The sequence below is a fragment of the Streptomyces alanosinicus genome, from assembly GCF_014650595.1.
GTDB lineage: Bacteria > Actinomycetota > Actinomycetes > Streptomycetales > Streptomycetaceae > Streptomyces > Streptomyces alanosinicus.
In genome coordinates, this window is record NZ_BMVG01000001.1 from 830,851 (window position 1) to 854,949 (window position 24,099).

Below are 24,099 nucleotides of genomic sequence, written 5' to 3' on the forward strand. Positions count from 1 at the left end.
ATTGACGAATTATTACATGCCGTCCTGGCGGTCCAGAACCGTGGCCAACGCCTGCTCGACGTCGGAAGCCTCGGCCGCGCCGGCCGTCGGGTCCTGCTGGCGGACGTCGATGACATGCCCGGTCAGCTCCGACAGCAGCACGTCCAGCGAGGTGCGGGCCACGGCCTCGGAGGAGAGCAGCGAGCCGGTGGGTTCCTGGCCGAAGGCCTTGGTGCGCATCGGGGTGGCGGTGCGCTCGGGGTTGATGCAGTTGACGCGGATGCCGTCACCGGCCCACTCGTCGGACAGCGCCTGGGTGAGGTTCACCATGGCGGCCTTGGTGGAGGAGTACAGGGAGTACTCGGCGCGGCCGCGGGTGTAGCTGCTGGAGGTGTAGAGCAGCAGCTGACCCTGGGTCTCGGCCAGGTACTTGTAGCTCGACCGGGCGATCTGCACCGGGGCCAGGTAGTTGACCTTCAGCGCCTCCTCGATGGTGGCGTTGTCGGTCTCGGCGAGCCTGCCGATGCGCAGCACACCCGCGGTGTTGACGACGTGGTCGATCCGGCCGGTCTCCGCGTACGCCTTGGACAGCGCGTCGTCGACCTCCTCCGGGTTCTCCACGTGGGTGCCGGTGGTGGAGCGGCCGAGCGCGTACACGTTCGCGCCGTAGGACTCGGCGAGTTCGGCGATGTCCTTGCCGATGCCGTACGACCCGCCGAAGATGACGACGGTCTTGCCGGTGAGGAGTTCGCGGTAGGCGTCCTCGCCCTGCTGCGCGGGCGCGGCGGTGGAGGCGAGCTGGAACAGCTTGTCGGCGATGAAGACGTCGACCGGCTGCGTCACCTTCATGTTGTACTCGTCGCCCGCGACGACGTGGATCGGCACGTCCGGCAGGTACTTGAGGACCACCGAGCAGTCGTCCGTGGCCTGGAAGTTGGGGTCGCCCGCGGCGACCTCGTAGGCGCGCCGGATCGTGGACAGCTTGAAGGCCTGCGGGGTCTGGCCGCGGCGCAGCCGGGAGCGGTCCGGGATCTCGGTGATGAACTCGCCGTCCTCGCCGTGCGTACGCGTGACGATGATGGTGTCCGCGGACGGGATGGCGACGTCGACGGCCTGGTAACGCTCCAGCGCGGCCACGCAGTCGTCGATGACGCGCCGCGAGAGCAGCGGGCGTACGGCGTCGTGGAAGAGGACGTTGCGGTCCTCGCCCTCGGCCAGGCCCTCGCCGAGCGCGGAGATGGCGCGCTCGGTGGTCTCGTTCCGCGTCGAGCCGCCCTCGATGATCTTCTTCACCTTGGTGAAGCCGGCCTTGGCGACGATCTTCTCGATGTCCGGCACATAGCCCGGCGCCATGAGCACGATGACGTCGTCGATCGACTCGGCCTTCTCGAAGGTGGTCAGCGTGTGCTCTATGACTGCCTTGCCGGCGATCTTCAGCAGCTGCTTGGGGATCGACAGACCCACCCGCTGACCGGTGCCACCGGCCAGGATCACTGCGGTGGTGCGGGGCTTGGCTATGCGCTGGGACACAGGTGACCTACCTCGGTGCGACAGGGAACCGTGAGAGGGTCCCACTTTAGGTAAGCGCAGTGCAAGGCGAGCGACATCCCATGCATATGTGGGCGCTACCTGTCATTCACCTTGTACACCTGGTGATTGGGTCGGGGCCGCGCGCTTCCGTGAATTTGCTGTGAGTAACTCCACAGGTCCGCCACAGGGTCGCACAAGGGTCTTCCACAGCCTGGTCACAGGGGTGCGGACGGGCCGCCCGGCACGAATCCTCCCCTCGGGGACAAACGGATCCTCATCTCGGAGACAAGTCGGAAATACAACTCGGGGGGGCGTCCATTGTCCCGGAATTCCACATCAAGATTCCGCAGCATTTCGGTCTCGGCGAGGGTAAGAGACCGGTTACTGGCGGCCTCTTCTCTTCTGCCCTCAGACCACCTGGACGCCCGGTTCGTCGCACTTCACCCGCAGCCGGGCCAGCGTGCTCGCCGTGGCCTGCGGCCGGACGACGGTGTCGACGACGCGTACGGCCGCGTCGATGCCGTCGCGCCGGATGTCGAACAGGTGGTAGCCGCGATGGCAGTCGATCACCTTCCAGTGCGGGTTGTCCGCCCTCAGCGGGTCCCACCGGGCATGGAAGGCGGCCTCGTCCTGGTCGCCGTTGCTGGAGATCGACGTGCCGACGAACTCGGCGCCGACGACGTCCGAGCCGGGGTCGGCGTAGTCCTCCCTGAGGTCGCTGACCATGGTCAGATGCCGGTCACCACTGAGCACGACCGGGTTGCGGATGCCGGCGAACTCCCGGAGCAGGGCGTTCCGTTCGGCCTGGTAGCCGTCCCAGGCGTCGTAGGACCAGAGCTTGCCCTCGCCGGGCAGCAGATCGGTCTCGGCCATCATGATCTGAGAGGCGATCAGATTCCAGCGGGCCGGGGACTCGCGCAGCCCGTCCAGCAGCCACCGCTTCTGCTCGGCGCCGAGCATGGTCATCGCCGGCGACTCGGCGCCCTCCCGCGTGGTCGCCTGGTCGGTGCGGAACTGCCGGGTGTCCAGGACGTCCAGCCGCGCCAGCCGGCCGAACTCCAGCCGACGGTACATCTGGATGTGCGGGCCGTGCGGGACGGCGGTGGCGCGCACCGGCATGTGCTCGTAGTACGCCTGGAAGGCCGCGGTCAGCCGGGCCACGAACGCGTCGTGCGGCTGCTTGTCCGGATCCTGCGGGACCTCGCCGGCCCAGTTGTTGTCGACCTCGTGGTCGTCGAAGGTGACCACCCAGGGGGCGCCCGCGTGCATCGCGGCGAGGTCGGGGTCGGTGCGGTACTGGGCGTACCGGTTGCGGTACTGCTCCAGGGTGTACGGCTCCCCCTTGCCCTCGTGCCGCCGCACCGCCGTCGCGGAGGGCGCGGACTCGTAGATGTAGTCGCCGACGAAGAGCACGACGTCCGGATCCTGGGCCAGCATGTCGGCGTACGGCGTGAAATAGCCGTGCTGCCAGTTCTGGCACGAGGCGAGGGCGACGCGCAGCGCGCCGCCCCGCCGGTGCGCGTGCGGCGCGGTACGGGTGCGGCCGGCCGGCGAGAGCCGGCCGCCGGCCCGGAAGCGGTACCAGTACGGGCGGTCCGGGCGCAGCCCGCGCACATCGACATGGACGCTGTGGCCGAGTTCGGGCCGGGCCACGGCGGTCCCCCGGCGGACGGTCCGGTGGAACCGCTCGTCCTCGGCGAGTTCCCACTGCACGGCGAAGACCGCGTCGGGCATGCCCCCGCCGTTCAGCGGGTCGGGCGCGAGTCTGGTCCACAGCACGATGCCGTCGGGCAGCGGGTCGCCGGAGGTGACACCGAGGGTGAACACCCCGTCCGGCAGCGGGGTGCCGACGGCGCGGGCCGGACTCGGCAGCCACAGCTGGGCGGAGGCGGCGGCGCCGAGCACGGCGGCCCCGGTGGTCAGAAGGCGGCGGCGATCGGGCGATGGTGCGGTCATACGCTGACTCCCCTGCCACGGTGGCCTCGGCGGACAGGAGGAAACTCCCATGACCGCAGGGCCCGCCCACTGAACGACACCAGTCGCGAGCATGACAAAGGGGAGCAGGTGGAAGCCCAAAAAGGCCGGGGCCCGGGAGCAACAGCCCCCGGGCCCCGGCGACAGCGGCCCCGGCATCAGTCACCCGCGACAGCGGACCGCGACAGCAGACCGCGTCCTATTCGAACGGGTCGAACTCGTCGTACTCGCGCAGCGATTCGTCCCGCTCCGCCTGCTTGTCCCGCCGGCGCTGTGCCGCGGGGCGCGGTGCTTCGAAGCGGTGGTCCTCGCCACGGCGACCGAGCATCTCCGCGCCGGCCATGGCCGTCGGCTCCCAGTCGAAGACGACCGCGTTGTCCTCGGGGCCGATGGCGACGCCGTCGCCCGTCCGGGCGCCCGCCTTCATCAGCCGGTCCTCCACACCGAGGCGGTTGAGCCGGTCGGCCAGATAGCCGACGGCCTCGTCGTTGTTGAAGTCGGTCTGGCGCACCCAGCGCTCGGGCTTCTCGCCGCGCACCCGGAACAGCGGCTCGCCGTCGAACTCCTCGCGGGTGACGGTGAAACCGGCGTCGTCCACGGCCTTGGGCCGGATGACGATCCGGGTCGCCTCCTCCTTCGGCCTCGCGGCACGCGCCTTGGCGACCAGATCAGCGAGCCCGAACGACAGCTCGCGCAGCCCGATGTGGGCGACGGCCGACACCTCGAAGACGCGGTAGCCGCGGGCTTCCAGGTCGGGGCGGACCATCTCCGCCAGGTCCTTGCCGTCGGGCACGTCGACCTTGTTCAGGACGACGATCCGGGGCCGGTTGTCGAGGCCGCCGTACTGGCGCAGCTCCTCCTCGATGATGTCGAGGTCGGAGAGCGGGTCACGGTCGGACTCCAGGGTCGCGGTGTCCAGCACATGCACCAGCACACTGCACCGCTCCACATGCCGCAGGAACTCCAGGCCGAGGCCCCTGCCCTGGCTGGCGCCCGGGATCAGACCCGGCACATCGGCGATGGTGTACACCGTGGACCCGGCGGTGACGACGCCCAGGTTCGGCACCAGGGTGGTGAAGGGGTAGTCGGCGATCTTCGGCTTGGCCGCGCTGAGCACGGAGATCAGCGAGGACTTGCCGGCGCTCGGGTAGCCGACGAGGGCCACATCGGCGACGGTCTTCAGCTCCAGGACGACATCCTGCAGGTCACCGGGCTCGCCGAGCAGCGCGAAACCGGGCGCCTTGCGGCGGGCGGAGGCCAGCGCCGCGTTGCCGAGGCCGCCGCGACCGCCCTGCGCGGCGATGTACGACGTCCCGTGCCCGACCAGGTCCGCGAGGACGTTGCCGGCCTTGTCGAGGACCACGGTCCCGTCCGGCACAAGCAGGACGAGGTCCTGCCCGTCCTTCCCCGACCGGAAGCCGCCCTCACCGGGCTTGCCGTTGGTGGCCTTGCGGTGCGGCGAGTGGTGGTAGTCGAGCAGGGTCGTCACCGACTGGTCGACGGTGAGGATGACATCGCCGCCGCGGCCGCCGTTGCCGCCGTCCGGGCCGCCGAGCGGCTTGAACTTCTCGCGATGTACGGAGGCACAGCCGTGGCCTCCGTTACCCGCGGCGACATGCAGATCGACGCGGTCCACGAAGGTGGTCATGGTTCAGTGCCTCCAGAAGATACGGGTATGTCTAGCTAATAACACGCGAAAGGCGGACCCGCCTTCCCGACCGGGAAGTGAGGTCCGCCTCGCGAAGCGTTCGGTGCTGAATCAGGCCTTGATCAGGCGATTCAGGCGACCGGAACGATGTTCACGACCTTGCGGCCGCGGTGGGTACCGAACTCCACCGCACCGGGCTGCAGGGCGAACAGCGTGTCGTCGCCGCCACGGCCGACACCGGCGCCGGGGTGGAAGTGGGTGCCGCGCTGGCGGACCAGGATCTCACCAGCGTTCACGACCTGACCGCCGAAGCGCTTCACGCCGAGCCGCTGGGCATTGGAGTCGCGACCGTTCCGGGTGGACGATGCGCCCTTCTTGTGTGCCATGTCTCCTCAGTCCCTTACTTCGCAGCCGTGGGGATCGACGTGACCTTGATCGCCGTGTACTGCTGGCGGTGGCCCTGCCGACGGCGGTAGCCGGTCTTGTTCTTGTAGCGCAGAATGTCGATCTTCTGGCCCTTGTGGTGGTCCACGACCTCGGCCTGGACCTTGATGCCGGCCAGCACCCACGGGTCGCTGGTCACAGCGTCGCCGTCGACAACGAGCAGGGTCGAGAGCTCGACCGTGTCGCCAACATTGGCGGTGGAAATCTTGTCAACCTCAACGATGTCGCCGACAGCAACCTTGTGCTGGCGACCACCGCTGCGCACGATGGCGTACACGCGGATCTCTCTTTCGCTCGCTTAAGAACCGGCACCCCCGCAGGCCAGCCAGCCCTTGAAGCATGGGCGACCTCTCCCGGCCCGCCTTGCGTCCGGGAGGAAAAGGTTTACGGGGATGTGGCGCGCTCAGTGACACGCCGACGGTCAAGGTTACGGGGCCGGGCCGAGGGGGTCAAACCGGGCCCCGGGGGTGTGCGGCCGGTCACTCGGGACCGGCCGCACACCCTGGGCGTCAGCCCTCGTCGCCGGTGGCGGAGACCGTGGTGGTCTTCTTCGCCGTCGACTTCGCGGCGGCCGTCTTGGTCGCCTTCTTGGCCGTCGTCTTCTTCGCGGCCGTCTTCTTGGCAGCCGTCTTCTTCGCCGTCGTCGTCTTCTTGGCGGCGGCCTTCTTCGCCGTGGCCTTCTTGGCGGTCTTGCGGGCCGCCTTCTTGGCCGGAGCGGCCTCCTCGGCAGGCACCTCGGGTGCCTCGGCGACGACCGGAGCCTCCTCCGTCACGGCCGACGGCACGACCACCACGGCCGTGTCCTCGGACGTGGCCGGCGCGCTGACCTTGCGCACGGCACGACGGCGCGGGCGGGCCGGGGCGGCGGCCTCGGCGGCCGCCTCCTCGACCGGAGCCACGGCCTCGGGCTCGGCCACCGGCGCCTCGGCCGCGGGCGCGGTCTCGGACACCGTCACCACGGTCGCCTCGGCACCCGCGGGGGAACCGGCCGGCGCCGACACCTTCCGGGTCGCACGACGGCGCGTACGGCCCTTGGGCGCGGCCTCCGCGGGGGCCTCCGCGGCGGGCTCGGCCTGCGGAGCGGCCTCGGCCTGCGCGGCGGCGGCCGCCTCGGGCTCGACGACCACATAGGAGACCGCTTCCCCGGGGGCGGTCACCGGGACGCCCGGCGGCACGACCGCCGCTTCCTGCGGCGCCTCGGCAGCCTGCTCGGCCACCGTGACAGCCGCGGTCCCGGCCTTCTCCGCCGTGGAGGCCTTGGCGCCCCTGGGGGCCCTGGGGGCCTTCTCCGTCTTCGGCGCGCCCGCCGGAGCCGAGGCCCGACGGCTCGCCCGGCGCCGCGTACGGCCACGGCCGGCGGCCGCCTCCGCCTCGGCGACGCTGCTGTACAGCTCCTCGTCCGGCGTGAACTCCGGCGCCGTGAGGGCGACCGGCTCGGCGACCTCGGCCGCCACCTCGGCGACGGTCTCCGCCTCGGGCTCGACGGCCTCACCCGTCTCGACGGCCACGGCCGCGGTCTCGTGCACATGCTCGTGCGCCTCGCCGCCCCGGCCGCGCTTCTTGCGCTTGCCGCCGCCACCGCCGCCGACCGACGTCGGCTGCTCCATGTGCACGATGACACCGCGGCCGTTGCAGTGGACACAGGTCTCGGAGAAGGACTCCAGCAGACCCTGGCCGACCCGCTTGCGCGTCATCTGCACCAGGCCCAGCGAGGTCACCTCGGCCACCTGGTGCTTCGTACGGTCGCGGCCCAGGCACTCCAGTAGGCGCCGCAGCACCAGGTCGCGGTTGGACTCCAGGACCATGTCGATGAAGTCGATGACGACGATGCCGCCCAGGTCGCGCAGCCGCAGCTGACGCACGATCTCCTCGGCCGCCTCCAGGTTGTTCCTGGTCACGGTCTCTTCGAGGTTGCCGCCCTGGCCGGTGAACTTGCCGGTGTTGACATCGACCACGACCATCGCCTCGGTCTTGTCGATCACCAGCGAACCGCCGCTGGGCAGCCAGACCTTGCGGTCCAGCGCCTTGGCGAGCTGCTCGTCGATCCGGTACGTGGCGAAGACGTCGACGTCGGACGTCCACTTCTGCAGCCGGCCGGCGAGGTCCGGGGCCACATGGGAGACATACCCGTGCACCGTCTCCCAGGCCTCGTCACCGCTGACGATGACCTTGGAGAAGTCCTCGTTGAAGATGTCGCGCACGACCCGGACGGTCATGTCCGGCTCGCCGTACAGCAGCGTCGGGGCGTTGCCGTTCTTCGACTTCTTCTGGATGTCCTCCCACTGCGCCTGCAGCCGCTCGACGTCGCGGCGCAGCTCGTCCTCGCTCGCGCCCTCGGCGGCGGTGCGCACGATGACGCCCGCGTCCTCGGGGACGATCTTCTTGAGGATGGTCTTCAGCCGGGCCCGCTCGGTGTCGGGCAGCTTGCGGCTGATGCCGGTCATCGAGCCCTCGGGGACGTACACGAGGTAGCGGCCCGGGAGGGAGACCTGGCTGGTCAGACGGGCGCCCTTGTGCCCGATCGGGTCCTTCGTCACCTGGACGAGGACGGACTGACCGGACTTCAGCGCGGACTCGATACGGCGCGGGCCGTTGGCCATGCCCAGGGCCTCGAAGTTGACCTCACCGGCGTACAGGACGGCGTTGCGGCCCTTGCCGATGTCGATGAAGGCGGCCTCCATCGACGGCAGCACGTTCTGGACCTTGCCCAGGTAGACGTTGCCGACGTACGACGTCGACTGCTCCTTGTTGACGTAGTGCTCGACAAGCACGCCGTCCTCCAGGACGCCGATCTGGGTGCGCTCGCCGTGCTGGCGCACGACCATCACCCGCTCGACGGCCTCGCGGCGGGCCAGGAACTCGGCCTCGGTGATGATCGGGACGCGGCGGCGGCCCTGCTCACGGCCTTCCCGACGGCGCTGCTTCTTGGCCTCCAGACGCGTGGAGCCCTTGATGGACTGCACCTCGTCGGACGGCTCGCTGGGCTTGCGCGGCTCGCGGACCTTGACGACCGTACGCTCCGGGTCGCCCTCGCCGGGCTCGGTTTCCGGGCCGGTGTCCCCGGCGCGACGACGACGGCGACGGCGGCGACGGCTGCTGGAGCTGGACCCGGCGGAGTCGTCGTCGCGCGCGTCCTCGGCGTCCTCTTCCTCCTGCTCGGCGGTGTCCTCGGCGTCCTGAGCGACCTGCTCGGCCGCCAGTTCCTCGGCCTCGCCCTCGTCCCCGGCCTCGCCGTCGGCGGCCTCACCGCGACGGCGGCGGCGGCCGCCACGCCGGCGGCGGCGACGGGAGCCGGACTCCTCGAAGCCCTCGGCGCCCTCCGCCTCCTCGGTCTCCTCGTCCTCGGCGAGGTCCTCGGCGGCCTCCTCGGCCTCCGGCTCCTCGGCCACGGCGGCGGTCTCGACGGCCTGCGGCTCCTCGGCACCCCGGCGGCGACGGCGGCGGCGCGCGCCGGCCTCGGCGGGCTCGGCGGGCTCCTGGCCGAGTTCCTCGGGCTCCTCGGCCTCGGCGGCCTCCGCGGCGGCCTCGGCGGCGGCGCGCTCCGGGGTCTGGAACTTCGGCTCGGCGAACACCGGCGCCTGGAAGACGGCGACGGCGGGGCGGGCCGGCCGACGCGGGGACTCGGCCTCGGCGGCCTCGGTCTCGGCAGCCTGCTCGGGCTGCGCGGACCGCGCCGACTGCCGCGAGGGCTCGGAGAACCCGAACGCCGGACGCGCGGCCCGGCGCCGGGCACGGCGCGGCGCGGGCTCCTCGGCGGGCGCCTGCGCGGCCGTGTCCTGCGGCTCCTGGGCGGCGGTGGCGGGCTCGTCGGCGGGCGTGCTCACGATGACCTCCGGGGTGGTCGCCCGGGCGGCGGCCTCGGCGGGCTGTTCGGCGACGGGCGCGGCTTCCGCGGCCTCCGGCGCACCGGTGGGCGCGGACGCCCGGCGCGTGGCGCGACGGCGGGTACGACGCGGCGCGGCCTCCTCGCCGTCACCGCTCGCCTCGGCGGAAGCGGCGGCCTCGGCCACGGGGGCCTCGGCGGCGGGAGCCTCGGCGGCGACGGCCGGGGTCTGCGCGGCGGCGGACTCCGCGGCGTTCGGCGCTCCGGCCGGCGCGGAGGCGCGGCGGGTCGCCCGACGGCGCGGACGCGCGGCGGGCGCGGCTTCCTCCGCGACCGCGGCGGCGAGCGGCTCGGCGGCCGCCTGCTCCTGGGTCTTGTCGGCGGTCTCGTCGGCGCTCTTGCCAGCGCTCTTGTCGGCGCCGGCGGCAGCGGCCGTAGCGGAGGCGGCGGCCGGCGTACCGGCCGGCGCGGACGCCCGGCGGGTGGCCCGACGGCGCGGACGCGCGGCGGGTGCGGCCTCGGCGGGCTCCTCGGTCACAGCGGCCTCCTCGGTCACGGGGGCCTCAACGGCACCGGCAGCCCCGGCGGGGGCCGCAGCGGAAGCTTCGGCGGACGGCGCGGAGACGCTGCGTGTGGCGCGACGGCGGGTGCGGCGCGGCGCGGCCTCCTCGCCGACGACGACCTCGCCGCCCTCGGCTTGGGCAGCGGGCTGCGCGGTCTCGGCGGCGGACGCGGCCGGTACGACGGTCTCGGCGGGCTCGGCGGCCGACGGCGAGCCCGCGGGCGCGGAGGCGCGACGCGTGGCCCGGCGGCGCGGACGGCCGGTGGCGGCGGCCTCCTCGGCGGCAGGCGCCGGGACGGCCTGGACGCTCTCTTCGGTCTCGACCGTCGCTTCGGCCTCTTCGGCCTCGGCGGTCTCGATGACCTCGTCGGACTCCGCGGCCGGTATGGCCGGCACGGTCACCTCGGCATGAGCCTCGCCCGCGGCCGGGGGGCCGGCCGGGCGGGAGGCGGCACGGCGACGCCTGCGCGGCGGCAGGGTGTCGCTCGGAGTGTTCAGTTCGGAACCCTCGGCGGGCTCTGTCGGTTCGAGCATGCGGGCGTTTCTCCCGTCAGGCTCCCGGGCGCCGCGCCTGGTCCGGCGTCGGTCCGCAAAGACCGACCGCCGTTGACGTCCACGGCCCGCGTGATCCGCGATGGCCGCCGTCCGGGGCGCGGGCGCCGCACGGGAGCACTCTGTGTCCTGTCTCGCCGGTTCCGTACGCCTTGTCGGTACGGCCTGGCGAAAGTCTTCTGGTCGGTGCGCTGCCCGACCCAGGTGGCTCCCGAGTACAAGGGCGGCGCTACGACGTCCGTCCCTACGCGGGACCTTCCGGCGTCGGCGCAGTCGCGGCGGCGGCCGGCGTGGCCGTCAGGGCCCCGGCTGCCTCGCGGTCGGGCGCGAGCGGGTCGGTCACCGTGCCGGTCTCTTCATCGAACAGCCCCTGCGCCAGCCTGGTCACCGCTGCGGGGACCGGCGGCGCCAGGTCGGCCACGGCGCGGAGACCGGACAGGACGTCGTCGGGTCGTACGGCAGGCGTCACGTGCCGAACAACCAGCCGCAGTATCGCACAGGGCTGGTCGGTCGGCCTATCAGCCGGTGAACCGTGCGTTTCCAGGCTCACCACGGCCGGGCGGGCGTCGAAGGTGCGGACGCCGTTCTTGGTCATCCGCTGGACCTCGACGGACTCGGCCGCATTGAAGGCCCGGGCCGCGCGCTCGGCGTCGGCCGGGGCGACCCCGTCCAGCCGCAACTCCCAGACGGAGGCCGTCAGCCGGTCGGCGAGACCCGAGGTCCGTGCCTCGACCGCGTCGACGATGTCCAGCCCGGTGGGCAGCGACTCGTCGAGGAGGACGCGCAGCGTCTCCGGGTCGCGCGATGCGGTGAGCGCGATCTCCAGATACTCCGCCTCACTGCCCGTGCCGGTGGGTGCGGCATTGGCGTACGACACCTTCGGGTGCGGCGTGAACCCGGCCGAGTACGCCATGGGCACCTCGGCGCGGCGCAGCGCCCGCTCGAAAGCGCGCTGGAAGTCTCGGTGGCTGGTGAACCTCAGGCGGCCGCGCTTGGTGTAGCGCAGTCGGATGCGCTGCACCGCGGGTGCGGGCGGCGGGCCTTCGGGCTGTCGCTTGCCCAGTGTTCTAGTCCTTCGTGAGTGCGGTCGTACTGCTACCAAGAGTACGTGCCGCGGGGCCCTGAGGTTCCCGCCGGTCCACCGCGGCCGGCCGCGCGGGCTCACCGAACAGCATCCGCCGGACGTCGGCCCGGGCCTGCCGTACGGAGTCGCGGGCCCCGGCCAGCGCCTCCCGTACCGCCAGGCCGATCACACGCGCGCCCTGGGCGACGGGCCGCAGGACGGCGGCACGGACGGCATGGCCGACCGGAGTGAGGACGCTCCGGTAGACCCAGCGCACCGGCTCCACGAAGATCCACCGGAAGAGGGTCCCGAGCGCCCGGCCGACGGCCCGCGAGATCCGTCCGGCGATCCGCCACGCGTGCCCGAGGGCGTCCCCCACCTCGTGCACCACGACGGCGAGGAGCCGGCCGACGGGCGCGAGGACCCAGCGCCACAGCGCGAGGGCGGGCAGGACGAGGAGGACGCGCAGGGTCCAGTACAGGGCGAGCCCGATGCCGGTGGCGGTCCGCTCCAGCAGCCGCCCCAGCCCTCTCGCGCACCAGGCGAGGGCACGTCCGACGGGCGCGAGGATCCAGGTGTACAGCCAGCGCGCGGGGACGACGAACAGACAGCGCAGCAGCCAGACGACGGCGCGTCCGACGGCGCGTCCGATCGGGCGGAGCACGCGCGCGTACACCCAGGCGAGGCCGGCGCCCGCCCCGTGCGCGAGCCAGGCGACCGCGTGCCCGACGGGGGCGAGGACGTACCGGTGGAGCCACCCGGCCGGTACCAGGACGAGGACGGTGCCGAGCCAGGCGAGCGCCTTGCCGACGGGGACCAGGACATACCGCCACAGGCCCACGAACGGCCAGACGAACAGGGCCTTTCCGAGCCACAGCAGCGCCCGGCCGAGCGGCCTGAGCACGGTGTCCCGCACCAGCCTGCCGGCGGCGACGAGCGCGTCCCACACCATCCGCACGGGCACCACCAGCACCAGGACGACGATCCGCAGCGGGACGCGGATCGCGACGGTGAGGCACCCTTCGGACTGCCGGGACGGGGGAGGCGGCTTGTGCGGTTCCATGACGGGGTAGACGCCGGTACCGCCCGTCCGGATCCCCGTCCGGATCCCTGCCGGTCCCGGTTCACGCGAGCGCCCGCTCCGCCCGGCTGGAACTCGGTTTGCCAGCGGCTTCGGAGAAGCCGCTGCTGAAGGAGGGCATGCCAACCGATCGTGTGGACCGAGCGTAAGGGCCGCGGAGTTCGCGGCGCCGGCCGTCGGTGCGCCGGTGGACCGCGGCCTGCTCAGAGAGCGTGTTCCAGATGAGGCTTGTCGTCGATCTCAACCGGTGCCAGGGCCTGCCCGGTCCAGGCCATCCTGGTCGATTACTCCGACGAGCCGACGAAGCGGGTCGAGCCCCATGTCGGCTGACACGGACGTCGCGGTGCTGCGGCGCCAGGGCCGCCCGAGGACACCGCGCTGCCGCGGCGACGCGACATCGACGCCGAATGGCGGCTGGGCGTCGCCGCCGAGGGCCTGGACCGGGACGCCAAGCGGGTACGCCTGGCGAACGGCGACAGCGTCCCCTACGACCGGCTGCTGATCACCACCGGGACCCGGTCGCGGCCCTGGATCCACCCGGAAGAGGCCGCGCTGGACGGGGTGTTCGTGCTGCGCACCCGTGACGACTCGGCACGCCTGCGTCGCAAGCTGACCGGCGCTGTGTCCCAGGTGCTGGTGATCGGCGCCGGTTTCACTGGCTCCGAAGTGGCCTCGGCCTGCCGGGAGCTGGGCCACGACGTGACGGTCGCCGAACGCGGCCCGGATCGACCGCGACGCCCACGCACTCCTGCGAGATGTCGCCGGGCGGGTTGACCACCAGGTCGGTCAGGCCGCTGCCGTCCGTCCGCACCCGGCTGACCCGGCGGCCCTCCCGGTCGCTCCAGTACAGGGATCCGTCGCCGTCCGACACCAGCTGCTTGCCGGTGGTGACCGTGCCGGGCCGGACCAGGTCGCGCCGGCCGGTGCCGTCCAGGTTCATCGCGTGCACGCCGCCGTCGCACGGGGAGAAGTCCTCCGCCGCCTCCCCGGTGCCCTTGGCGGGATCGAGGGTCGGCGTGCCCATGGTCGTCCAGTACACGGCCGAGGACTCGATCACGATCCCGTCCGGAAAGGGACCCGCGTCCTCGGCCAGGGTCTCCACCCGTCCGTCCGCGATGCCGACCCGCAGCATGCTCCCGGGCACGGCCGCCAGCACCATCAGTTCATCCCACACCGCGGCAACCCTCGAGATCAACGGGCTTCAGGAGCCGAGGTCGGCGAGCCAGCGCAGGGCGGTGAGGCTCGGCAGGAAGAAGTATTCGCCGCCGCGCGTGGTGACGAAGCGCTCGACGCCGTGCAGGCGGTGCCGGACGGGGTGCTGCGGGATCGTGAAGATGCCCGAGCCGTCGTTGTCGCCCGTGAGCAGGTCCTTCTCCACGTCGAGGCCGGTGAAGTTGCCGTCGTTGAACCACTGCGACTTCACGAACTCAAACTGCCGGTCGAGGTGTGCGTTGACGGCGATGAACACGATGCCGCGGTCGGCACCGTCGTCGTCCAGGGTGCCGACCGGCAGCGGCGGCCCGTAGCTGGTGCTCCGCCGGATCAGGCGGTGGAGGTCGACGTCACCGATGATCTCCGAGTCGCGCGGATTGGCGCGCCTGGCATGGGCACCGTGGGGGCAGACCGTGCCCTGCGGATCGGACGCGTAGAGGAAGTCGTTGTTGCGCCGCTCGTCCGCCCCCAGATCCGGATCGTCGTGCTCGGGCGCCAGGATCAAGGGGGCTCCGCTCGGCCAGCGGCCCACGATCTTCGCGGCGAGCAGCGACTCCTTCTCCGGGCCGCCGGCATTGTCGCGGAGATACCGCCGGAAGGCGGCGACGCGCGTGTGCAGCTTCCGCCAGACGACGAACGTGCCGTTACGGCCCAGCACCTCCGGCTCCGGCATCGGCGGCAGGTTGCCCGTCTGGTCGGGATAGCCCAGCACGAACTCGCCCGCCTTGAGCGTGGGACCGCCACCCGGCGGGTACTGCGCACCACTGCCCTCCACCGCGGGGTTGCTGATGCCGTCCTTGTAGCCGAAGCTGGTGCGTCCCGAGGCCAGTTGGTACAGCTCCTGCCGGTACACCACCTGCACGCCGGGGAGCTGCGCGCGCGCCTGCCGCGCCCGTTCGAGGACGACGGCCAGCGACTCCTGGTCGGCGGCGAGAAGGGACAGCACGACGTGCACCTGGCCGGTACCGAAGGGCGGCTCCCAGTGCGCGGGCGCGCTCTCTCCGGTGTCACCCAGGAACTCGGCCCGTGCCGCCATGCCCTGCCGGAACTCCTCGGGAAAGCTGTTCAGAGCGGTCTGCGGCACCTGGAGCGCTTCGAGCCCCCGGTACGTCACCGCGACGTTGAGGAGCGCGGGCAGGGGCGGCTGCCACCAGTTCGCGGCGGAGTCGACGAGTCCGGCCAGGCGGCCCATCAACTCACGGCCGGCACCGGGGTCGTCCACCCGGAGCAGGATGTAGGTGCCGACGTACGGTGACGGCCGCGTACGCAGCACGATGCCTTGAATGTCCTCAAGCTGCAGAGCCGGGCCTTCAGCCGTCGCCATGTCGTCCCCTCGGTGAGGCTTCGGCCGATTTGTACCAATTACCGGTACTCCTGACACTCTCCGACACGGCGCCTCGCGCGATCCACGAGTGCGCGGGCCCGCGGAGTCGGCCGAAGCGCGAGGTTCTGCAGCGACAGCCGAAGGGCCCGCTGAGGATCGCCGCCGGCTGTCAGCCAGAACTCCGCCGCATGATCGGCGTACGCCTCAGGGTGGCGCGCCATCAGCCTCTCGTAATGAGCGGCGGCCCGGGCGCGCCAGAACCGCGCCTCGTCCCACGCCTGCCTCTCGCCCAGGATGCCGGCGAGCTGGGCCTCGTATTGCGGATCGTCACTGTCGAGCGCGAGCCGGCGCATGTGCGCGATCGCCGCGGCGGCCCTGCCCTGGGCGGCGTCGATACCGACGAGACGGCCCTGCGCGGGCACATAGGGGGGCAGTCTGCGTGTCGCCGACTCCAGCCAGAGGCGCGCGCGTGCGAGGTTGTCATGGGCCAGCCATGCCTGCCCGCACTGGAATTCGAGTACGGCGAGCGGGAACGGACTGACCCCGCGGTAGCAGCGTCTCGCCGCGAGAAACCATCTCTCGGCCGCGGCCGCCTCGCCGCGCTCGGCGTGGCAGGCGCCCAAAGCGCTCAGGGCGGTGAAGTCGTGCCGCCGCGACAGCGCGTGCCGATGGAGGACGAGCGCCTCGTCGTACCGCCCGACCGCCTGATGGACGGCGGCCCGCTCCTCGTCCAGGCTTCGCCCATCGAGCCCCAGCGCGGCCGCCGCGTCGAGATCGGCCAGCGCCGCCGGGAACCGGTGGAAATGGGCAGCCAGCCTGGCGCGGGCCACACGGGACCGCGGATCGCCCGGTGCCTGGCCGACGAACACCTCGGCCAGCGACGCGGCGCGCTCGGCCTCGTCGATACGCCCCCGCACATGCCCGCGCAGGGCAGTCAGCTCCACCAGCTCGCCCCACCCGTCACCGGTCAGGCTTCCCCGGGCCGCCTGGCCTGTGAGCCCTTCGATGCGCGCGTCGAGGTTGCCCATCGCGATCACGCCGGCCGTTGTCACCGGACCGTGGGCAAGATCGAGCCGCCGTCCCTCGCCCACCTGGCCGGCCGTCGTGGAGCTGCTCCTCATCGGCTGGCCGAGGCCGTCGGAACGGAAACGGGTCCAGGCGGGCTGGGGTTGGGAGGCGCCAGATACGGGAACTCCCGAGAGGCCGGCTCGGTCGCCCGATCGACGCCGTCGCTGACCCGCGGGCCGTGGAAGCCGTTGACGATCAGCGTGTACAGCGTGTCGATGACATCATCGTTGAGCGAGCGGCCGCCGCAGGTCGCGGGCGACCGGCCCTCCAACAGGGCGCGCTCGATCTCGAAGTAGCTGTCCTCGGCGTAAGGCTTCGCCGCGTCCACGACCAGGAAGTCGGCGAGCAGCAGCTCGGTGAGCGGATGCGTCCCGTCCGGGCTGGTCCGCCAGTCGAGCCTGCCGTCCAGACCGTCGAAGAAGGCCAGGTTGGCGTTCAGCCGCGAGCGATAGGCGCCCATGTGGCGCGGCCCCGGCCGGAAGGGGTCTTCCTCGTTGTAGAGATCGCGCAGATCCACGACCGTGTTCGCGGTGTCGACCCCGTTCTGCGACATCAGAACGTTCTTCACCTCCGGGCGGCCGAGCCTCTCAAGGCGTATCGGATAGGGCCCGGCCGTGACGGTCTCCGCGGCAACGGCGAACACGGCGCCCGGGGCCGGCCCGGACAGCCCGGCAGCGTCGAACTCGACGACGATGCTGAGTACGTCGACATCCTGCAGCGTGTTGGTGCCGTCCGGGAGGAAGGCGAGCCGCCGCTGCGCCCGCGTCTCCACCTCCTTGCCGACGTCCATGAAGAAGGGATCCAGCCGCAACCCGGCGTAGACGCGTACGCCATGGCCCTCGCCGCCCCGCTCGTCGTCCACCTGGAACGCGACCGCCTCCCCGTCCGGGAGCGCGCACGTTCCCCACTGCGTCACCTCCCCGCCGGTGTCCGACTCGACCGGGCCTGAGAACGTGCACGTGAACGCATACTCATCGGCGCCCACTTCGAAGAACGAACCCGGGTGACCCACCGCGACGGCCGCAGGGCGGGCACGAAACCGATAGCTGGCGGCGTCGGAGAACAGGGCCCCTGGGCGGGCATTGGGAAAGACATCCATGACGAGGACGAGCCGGCCCGCCGTGGAGGGGCTGGGAAAGGCGTAGAGGTCGGCGAGGTCAATGGCCGGATCGACCTCGGCACGGCTGCCGGAGAGATGGTCGGACATGACGGGTGCCAGGGAGCCAGGCCGCTAGCCGGCCGCCGCGTCCAGCAACGAGTTGAACGCCTCCGACACCTTCTGCGCCTTGGTGGTGTCCTCGACCGTCATGCTCGGGTTGGAGGCGTACCACATGTCGGCCTCCACGATCTTCGGCGCCAGCCAGTCGACGATGCCGGGATCGCCGGCGCCGGGGTAGCCCTCGATGACCCCGTCGAACATCTCGTCGAACCACGGCCCGGCATTGGCGAAGATGTCGGCCATGTACGGCTTGAAATCACCGTCATAGGTGACCGCGCCCACGACCTGGGTGTCATTGTTGATGAACGTGACACGGAAGTCGTGGACAGTACCGACGAGCTTTTCGTAGTGAAAGGCATCTTCCTGGATCTTGGCGGCATTCTGGCGGAACCTCTCCGCCCCGCCCGGCTTCGCATCGAGGAGAACCGTGATCTCCGCCACCTCCCCGACCCGCTTCCCGAGACCGTCCGGCTGCCTGGACACGGTCGGTGCGGCGTCCATCGCAGTCCCCGACGTCTCGGACCTCTGCGTCGTCATGACTGCCTCTCCCTCTGATCTTCGTATGGGCCGGTCTGCGGACTCCTTCTCTGTTCCAGGGTTGTTCGAATTCTTCTCAAGGCCAGCTTTGTCGCCCCGCAGGGCATCGGCAAGACGATCACCCATGCCGGACCTGTCGTACGTGGTCAGGAGTCGCCCGTCGCGCAGCCCGCGTCCATCACACGGCGGGCCGACGCCTCTGCCCGATCGGCTCGGACCAGCAGGCGGGCTCGGCTGCGGGGCCACCACATCAGGTCGGCCAGGAGGAGCACGGCCACCAGCCACGAGGCGACGCTCTCGCCGGTGGAGCCCAGCACGGTGTCGTACACGGCGAGAGCGAGAGCGAACGCGGTGACGAGCAGGACGACCCAGCGGCGCAGCCGGTCCTCCTCGGCGGCGCGGCGCAGGGCGCCGGCGTACGCGACGACCGAGGGCGCCAGCCGAGGATCACCGATGGCCTCGCCGCTCCGGGTGGCGCGTACCACGGTCGCGCGGTCGGCGCGGTTCATGTCCTTGGCCGCGGGCCAGATCCTGTCCATGCGGCGCGGCACCCGGGTCCCGTAGAACAGGCTCAGCACCACGAAGACCACCCCGGCGGCCGCCCATGAGTTCGCCTCGACGAGAACGAAAGCCCCGAAGAAGACGCCGGCGGCGAGGCCGGCGCCCACAGCCCGGCTCACCGGCCCACGGTGCCACATCCAGCCCGGAACGAGAATCACCCGTTCACCGTGGCCATCACCCGCCAAGGGCGCAACCACCGCACCGGCACGTCGCCCCCACCACACGCACACGGCGCACCGGAACGGACCGATCTACTCGTTGATCTTGCCGGTCCGCATGCGGGATTCTGACCGGACCGGACTGGAGGGAGACGTAGCGTGGCTGTCCCCTGGGGACTCCTGATATCCACCGCCGGAGGCATCGCCGCCACCGTGGTCGGTGTGATCGCGGGTGGCGTCGTGGGAAGGCGCAGCCAGACCCGCCAGTGGCTCCAGGAGTCGCGAACCGCTGCCTACGAGAAGTTCCTCCAGGCGTTCGGCGCCGTGGAGATGGAGCTTCGCGAGGCATTCGTCGACAGACGCACACCCGCCGTCGCCTGGGGACCGTTCAATGCCGCCCTGCAGTCGATGTCCCTGGTGGCAAGCCAGGAGGCCATGACGGCGGCCGAGCGGATCTGCTACTTCATCGAAGAGTTCACGATCCTGTTCCATGGCGGGCAACCGTCGGATCTGGAAGAGCTCCGGCCGATTCACGGCGGGTTGTACGAGGCGCACCTGAGGTTCGTCAACGCGGCCCGTCGCTCGCTCGATCCGACTCAGGAACATCTCGTCCACGCACTGGGCGGACCGTCAGCCTGGCACGGCGTGGAGTCCGCTTGGGACCCCGGAAACGGGACAGCAGGATAGGGCCGTCCGTCCTTGCCGCCGTGCAGCGGGTAAGTCAGCCCGGGGCCATCAGCTTGGGAAACTGCCAAGGCGTCACACCAGCCCGTGCCACCCCGACCCGGAGCAGGTCTGTCGGGCCGGTTGTGCAACGTGCCATGTGCCCATCGGGAGCCGGGAGCGGTCAGTGGTTCGGGGCGTGGCGGAATCTGGATTTACTTCTTCCAGGGCGCGCCTCGGCGCGCCGCCGGGACGGCTTGCCGCGCCCCGGCGCACACCAGGCAACCCCGAAGACGTACACCAGATCCAGCACGGCCCACCTTGCCCACCCCGACCCCGAGGACCGTGGCCCGAGGCTCACCGCCTCCAGCAGCTCAGCAGGTCCCAAAGACTGCCCGATCCGCCGGCGAGCGTACGGCCCCCTGTTCACTCGCCCCATGGCAGCTCCCGCCCAAAAGCCTCTACAGCCGGCGGCGTGCCCAGGCGCGACATCACGGCACCACAGGCTCAAACAGCAAAGAGCCCCGTCCATGACCCGCCGGGGGGCAGAGTCACAGACGGGGCAGCCGACGCGCTGATTCCTGATTCGCCGCCAGTCAGCGCGCCGGGGGGGCTACTCGTCTCGCGTCACGTTGGCGTGATCGGCTACGACACGGCCGTCCGGCAACGTCTTGACGTACGCGGGTGACGCCATCAGATGCGCCGCCACCTTCTGCACCACGTCGGCGTTCCACGTCCCCATGGCCACCATCGGACGGCCGTCCGGCGCTACACGCGGCGCCAGCCAGCCAAGGTCCCGCTTCGGAATCCCGATGGCCAGCAGCGCCGCCCGCAGCGCCTCATGCGCGTCAACAGCGGCCGTCTTGCTGCTCTTGTAGACATCCCTGGGAATCACTGCCCCGCCCCCTTCGGCACGCAAGCCGTGTGCCAGTAGGCCACGACCGGAGACGAGTCCCGGCGCGCCAGCATCCCCCGACGACAGCTCTCAAGGCTCTTGATCAGCCTCCCGCACGCCGGGCAAGTCTCACCAGCGGGGGCATAGGTCGTGTACTCCCACTGGCGCGCGTCGGTGTCCAGTGTCCCCTGTCGCACCCTGCCGAGTCTGGTTGTAGCTTTGGGCACTGTCGTCAACCTCCTACGGGTTGGTGACCACGCCCCCGGACGTTCGCACCGTCGCGGGGGTCTCTGTCCTTATGAGTCAACGCCCTACATGACCAGCTGACTTGCACACTGCTTGCACAGTTGCCGGGCGCTTGCACGGTCGCTTTGCCACTATGGGTTGTGAGGACGTCACCGAGCAGGGAAGACGCTAGGCATGAGCGCTGCACAGGTACCCGGACCCGGCTCCAACGTCGCGGCACGCCGGAAGGAACTCGGACTGAGCCAGGTGGCCCTTGCCCGTAGGGCGGGTGTGTCGGTATCCCTTCTCAGCAAGATTGAGGTGGGAGACCGAGCGCTCTCCCAGGGCGTAGGCGCCGCTCTCGCCCAGGCTATGAATCTCACCCTTGATGAACTCTTGGGAAGCGCACCTGAGCAGAACCTCAATGATCTCGATTGGGCTATCCGTCGATTCAATGTCCCCGGAGACCCACCGGAACACCCCGAGACGCTACAACGGGAAGTAGACGAGCTGAACCAGCTCCGATGGAATACGGAGCTGTCCAAGGTTCTTCTACGGCTTCCAAGCCTTCTCACTCGGGTGACCAACCATGCCCACCTGACCGGAGAGCCCACGGCTTGGACTCTGGTAGCCGACGTGTACGGCGTCGCCTACTGGCTAGCCGCACGCCACAGGTGGATGCACCTTGCCGAGTTGGCCACCATGAAGCAGCGCGTAGCAGCAGAGCGAGCAGACCCCATCGCGGCCATCGTCGCCGCACGGGACGACGCAGGCACCTTCCTCAACTCGGGTGACTTCGCGGGTGGACTGGCCATCATTGACCGTGCCGTCGTTGAAGCCGAGTCGACCCTCACCGGCCGAGACCGCGCCTACGGTCTCGGCATTCTGCACCTAAGAGGCTTGACCCTCGCCGGACGACTCAGGGACAAGCAAACGACTGGTCGGCACATTGAAGCGGCATGGCGGGCAGCCGAGGAATTCCCGGAAGACATCGCCGAGCACGGGATTCATTTTGGCCCCGAAAATACGGCCACTCATGTGATCTCCACCGCGTCCGATATGGATCAGCACCGCCAAGCCATCGTCACGGCGGACGACCTAATCAAGGCCGGAATGTCTCTCCCGGCGACCCGCGTGGGACCCCTGTACATGAATCTTGGCCGTTCCCAACTCGCGCTCGGGGACCAGGACGGGACCTTGGAAAGCCTGGAGAAGGCTTGGTCTGTCGCCCCGGAGATGGCTGCGGTTCACCCGACCAGTCTGGAGCTGACGCGCGTCCTGGTATCCAAGCACAAGCGGAGCAACGAGCGGCTCACCAAGTTGGCCAAGCGAGCCGGTATCGCCGTCTGAATCGCGCACAGAGACGAAGCTGCCCCCGGTTCGACAGGAACCGGGGGCAGCTTCGTACGGCGACGACCGCGTCGTCATACCCACTCAACCTCCGAGTGAATATCCGGCGCGCTCCTGGGCGACGGCAGCGGCGTCCGGCGCACCTCGCGGACAGGCTGTTGCTTCCTGCCCGCGAGACCCAGTGCGCTCAGCAGCGCATCCACTTCACCTTCAGTGACATCCGTCACAGCATCGGCGATGCGCCGTAACGCCTCGCTCATGACTGGCTCGCGTTTCCGCTGGTCGCAGGCTTCTTGACCGTCAGAGGCAGCAACTTCTTGCCGGTCGGGCCGATTTGGATGGCCGTATCCATCTGAGGACAGACGCCGCAGTCGAAGCACGGGGTCCAGCGGCAGTCCTCGACCTCCGTCTCGTCGAGGGAGTCCTGCCAGTCCTCCCACAGCCAGTCCTTGTCCAGGCCGGAGTCGAGGTGGTCCCAGGGCAGGACCTCCTCGTAGGTGCGCTCGCGGGTGGTGTACCAGTCGACGTCCACGCCGAAGGGGACGAGGGCCTTGTCGGCGCAGGCCATCCAGCGGTCGTAGGAGAAGTGTTCGCGCCAGCCGTCGAAGCGGCCGCCGTCGTCGTACACCGCGCGGATGACCGCGCCGATACGGCGGTCACCGCGGGACAGCAGGCCCTCGACGATGCCCGGCTTGCCGTCGTGGTAGCGGAAGCCGATCGAGCGGCCGTACTTCTTGTCGCCTCGGATCTTGTCGCGGAGCTTCTCCAGGCGCCGGTCCGTCTCCTCGGCGGAGAGCTGGGGCGCCCACTGGAACGGGGTGTGAGGCTTGGGGACGAAGCCGCCGATCGAGACCGTGCAGCGGATGTCGTTCGAGCCCGAGACCTCGCGGCCCTTCTGGATGACGTGCGTCGCCATGTCGGCGATCTGCAGAACGTCGTCGTCGGTCTCCGTCGGCAGGCCGCACATGAAGTACAGCTTCACCTGACGCCAGCCATTGCCGTAGGCCGTCGCGACGGTCCTGATCAGGTCCTCTTCCGAGACCATCTTGTTGATGACCTTGCGGATGCGCTCGGAGCCGCCTTCCGGGGCGAAGGTGAGGCCGGACCGGCGGCCATTCCTCGTCAGCTCGTTCGCCAGGTCGATGTTGAACGCGTCGACGCGGGTGGAGGGGAGCGACAGGCCGATCTTGTCGTCCGTGTAGCGGTCCGCCAGGCCCTTGGCGATGTCGCCGATCTCGGAGTGGTCCGCCGAGGAGAGGGAGAGCAGGCCGACCTCCTCGAAGCCCGTCGCCTTCAGGCCCTTGTCGACCATCTCGCCGATGCCGGTGATCGAGCGCTCGCGCACCGGGCGGGTGATCATGCCCGCCTGGCAGAAGCGGCAGCCGCGGGTGCAGCCGCGGAAGATCTCCACCGACATGCGCTCGTGGACCGTCTCGGCCAGCGGGACCAGGGGCTGCTTGGGGTACGGCCACTCGTCCAGGTCCATGACCGTGTGCTTGGACACGCGCCACGGGACACCCGACTTGTTCGGCACGACACGGGCGATGCGGCCGTCCGGGAGGTACTCGACGTCGTAGAACGCCGGGATGTACACCGCGCCCGTCCTCGCCAGGCGGAAGAGGACCTCCTCGCGGCCGCCGGGGCGGCCCTCGGCCTTCCACTCGCGGATGATCCGCGTCATGTCGAGCACGGCCTGCTCGCCGTCGCCGATGACCGCGGCGTCGATGAAGTCGGCGATCGGCTCCGGGTTGAAGGCCGCGTGGCCGCCGGCCAGGACGATCGGGTCGTCGACCGTGCGGTCCTTGGACTCCAGGGGGATGCCGGCCAGGTCCAGCGCCGTCAGCATGTTCGTGTAGCCCAGCTCCGTGGAGAAGGACAGGCCGAACACGTCGAAGGCCTTCACCGGGCGGTGGCTGTCGACCGTGAACTGCGGGACGCGATGCTCGCGCATCAGCGCCTCCAGGTCCGGCCACACGCTGTACGTGCGCTCGGCGAGGACGCCCTCCTGCTCGTTGAGGACCTCGTAGAGGATCATGACGCCCTGGTTGGGCAGACCCACCTCATAGGCGTCCGGGTACATGAGCGCCCAGCGGACGTCGCACTCGTCCCAGTCCTTGACGGTGGAGTTGAGCTCTCCGCCGACGTACTGGATCGGCTTCTGCACGTGGGGGAGCAGAGCTTCGAGCTGCGGGAAAACCGACTCGACAGGCATCTCGCGAACCTTCATGAGC

The 24,099-nt window shown here is 70.7% G+C and carries 19 protein-coding genes and 1 pseudogene; 3 read left to right on the forward strand and 17 right to left on the reverse strand.

Going from position 1 to position 24,099, the window contains the following annotated elements:
- Positions 1-12: 12 nt before the first annotated feature.
- The 8 genes from IE277_RS03795 to IE277_RS03830 form a co-directional block, all read right to left on the reverse strand.
- Positions 13-1,509 (reverse strand): bifunctional cytidylyltransferase/SDR family oxidoreductase, encoded by a 1,497-nt coding sequence (locus IE277_RS03795; RefSeq protein WP_189948449.1) that lies wholly within the window; start codon positions 1,507-1,509, stop codon positions 13-15.
- A gap of 408 nt (positions 1,510-1,917) precedes the next feature.
- On the reverse strand, positions 1,918-3,465 hold the full coding sequence (locus IE277_RS03800) for an alkaline phosphatase D family protein (RefSeq protein WP_189948451.1): 1,548 nt from the start codon (positions 3,463-3,465) through the stop codon (positions 1,918-1,920).
- A gap of 217 nt (positions 3,466-3,682) precedes the next feature.
- On the reverse strand, positions 3,683-5,131 hold the full coding sequence (gene obgE / locus IE277_RS03805) for a GTPase ObgE (protein WP_189948453.1): 1,449 nt from the start codon (positions 5,129-5,131) through the stop codon (positions 3,683-3,685).
- A 131-nt stretch (positions 5,132-5,262) separates the two neighbouring features.
- Complete coding sequence (gene rpmA, locus IE277_RS03810) at positions 5,263-5,517, reverse strand: 50S ribosomal protein L27 (RefSeq protein WP_020940020.1); 255 nt, start codon at positions 5,515-5,517, stop codon at positions 5,263-5,265.
- Between the two features lie 14 nt (positions 5,518-5,531).
- A complete protein-coding gene (gene rplU / locus IE277_RS03815) occupies positions 5,532-5,852 on the reverse strand; it encodes a 50S ribosomal protein L21 (RefSeq protein ID WP_189948455.1) in 321 nt (106 codons plus the stop codon).
- A gap of 232 nt (positions 5,853-6,084) precedes the next feature.
- The gene (locus IE277_RS03820) at positions 6,085-10,494 is read right to left on the reverse strand and encodes an Rne/Rng family ribonuclease (protein ID WP_189948457.1); all 4,410 of its coding nucleotides are present in this window, start codon (positions 10,492-10,494) and stop codon (positions 6,085-6,087) included.
- A gap of 262 nt (positions 10,495-10,756) precedes the next feature.
- Positions 10,757-11,533: a TIGR03936 family radical SAM-associated protein gene (locus IE277_RS03825; RefSeq protein WP_189948458.1), complete on the reverse strand. Its 777-nt coding sequence runs from the start codon at positions 11,531-11,533 to the stop codon at positions 10,757-10,759.
- 46 nt (positions 11,534-11,579) lie between these two features.
- A complete protein-coding gene (locus IE277_RS03830; RefSeq protein ID WP_189948460.1) occupies positions 11,580-12,638 on the reverse strand; it encodes a hypothetical protein in 1,059 nt (352 codons plus the stop codon).
- Positions 12,639-13,019: 381 nt separating this feature from the next.
- Here IE277_RS03830 and IE277_RS03835 point away from each other — a divergent pair.
- Positions 13,020-13,376: pseudogene (locus IE277_RS03835) on the forward strand (FAD-dependent oxidoreductase); the annotation flags it as partial.
- On the opposite strand, the gene IE277_RS03840 reads toward IE277_RS03835, so the two are convergent.
- The 6 genes from IE277_RS03840 to IE277_RS03865 form a co-directional block, all read right to left on the reverse strand.
- On the reverse strand, positions 13,309-13,830 hold the full coding sequence (locus IE277_RS03840) for a hypothetical protein (RefSeq protein WP_189948462.1): 522 nt from the start codon (positions 13,828-13,830) through the stop codon (positions 13,309-13,311). The pseudogene IE277_RS03835 and the gene IE277_RS03840 sit on opposite strands and share 68 nt — an antisense overlap.
- Before the next feature lie 27 nt (positions 13,831-13,857).
- Positions 13,858-15,192: a Dyp-type peroxidase gene (locus IE277_RS03845; protein ID WP_189948464.1), complete on the reverse strand. Its 1,335-nt coding sequence runs from the start codon at positions 15,190-15,192 to the stop codon at positions 13,858-13,860.
- Positions 15,193-15,230: 38 nt separating this feature from the next.
- Positions 15,231-16,313 carry a hypothetical protein gene (locus IE277_RS03850; RefSeq protein ID WP_229880573.1) on the reverse strand — a complete coding sequence of 361 codons (1,083 nt, stop codon included), beginning with the start codon at positions 16,311-16,313 and terminating at the stop codon, positions 15,231-15,233.
- Entirely contained in the window at positions 16,310-17,467 is a 1,158-nt protein-coding gene (locus IE277_RS03855) for a DUF4331 family protein (protein ID WP_189948466.1), read from the reverse strand. The genes IE277_RS03850 and IE277_RS03855 overlap by 4 nt, the downstream gene beginning before the upstream one ends.
- 24 nt (positions 17,468-17,491) lie before the next feature.
- Positions 17,492-17,980 (reverse strand): hypothetical protein, encoded by a 489-nt coding sequence (locus tag IE277_RS03860; RefSeq protein WP_189948468.1) that lies wholly within the window; start codon positions 17,978-17,980, stop codon positions 17,492-17,494.
- 182 nt (positions 17,981-18,162) lie between these two features.
- Positions 18,163-18,696 carry a hypothetical protein gene (locus IE277_RS03865; RefSeq protein WP_189948470.1) on the reverse strand — a complete coding sequence of 178 codons (534 nt, stop codon included), beginning with the start codon at positions 18,694-18,696 and terminating at the stop codon, positions 18,163-18,165.
- Between the two features lie 252 nt (positions 18,697-18,948).
- On the opposite strand from IE277_RS03865, the gene IE277_RS03870 reads away from it, so the two are divergent.
- On the forward strand, positions 18,949-19,422 hold the full coding sequence (locus tag IE277_RS03870; protein ID WP_189948471.1) for a hypothetical protein: 474 nt from the start codon (positions 18,949-18,951) through the stop codon (positions 19,420-19,422).
- 589 nt (positions 19,423-20,011) lie between these two features.
- Here IE277_RS03870 and IE277_RS03875 read toward each other — a convergent pair.
- On the reverse strand, positions 20,012-20,293 hold the full coding sequence (locus IE277_RS03875) for a hypothetical protein (protein ID WP_189948472.1): 282 nt from the start codon (positions 20,291-20,293) through the stop codon (positions 20,012-20,014).
- Between the two features lie 420 nt (positions 20,294-20,713).
- On the opposite strand from IE277_RS03875, the gene IE277_RS03880 reads away from it, so the two are divergent.
- On the forward strand, positions 20,714-21,868 hold the full coding sequence (locus IE277_RS03880; protein ID WP_189948473.1) for a helix-turn-helix domain-containing protein: 1,155 nt from the start codon (positions 20,714-20,716) through the stop codon (positions 21,866-21,868).
- Positions 21,869-21,942: 74 nt separating this feature from the next.
- Here IE277_RS03880 and IE277_RS03885 read toward each other — a convergent pair whose 3' ends face one another.
- Together IE277_RS03885 and IE277_RS03890 are read right to left on the reverse strand one after the other, a co-directional pair.
- On the reverse strand, positions 21,943-22,128 hold the full coding sequence (locus tag IE277_RS03885) for a hypothetical protein (protein ID WP_189948474.1): 186 nt from the start codon (positions 22,126-22,128) through the stop codon (positions 21,943-21,945).
- On the reverse strand, positions 22,125-24,080 hold the full coding sequence (locus tag IE277_RS03890; protein ID WP_189948475.1) for a TIGR03960 family B12-binding radical SAM protein: 1,956 nt from the start codon (positions 24,078-24,080) through the stop codon (positions 22,125-22,127). The genes IE277_RS03885 and IE277_RS03890 overlap by 4 nt, the downstream gene beginning before the upstream one ends.
- Positions 24,081-24,099 lie beyond the last annotated feature (19 nt).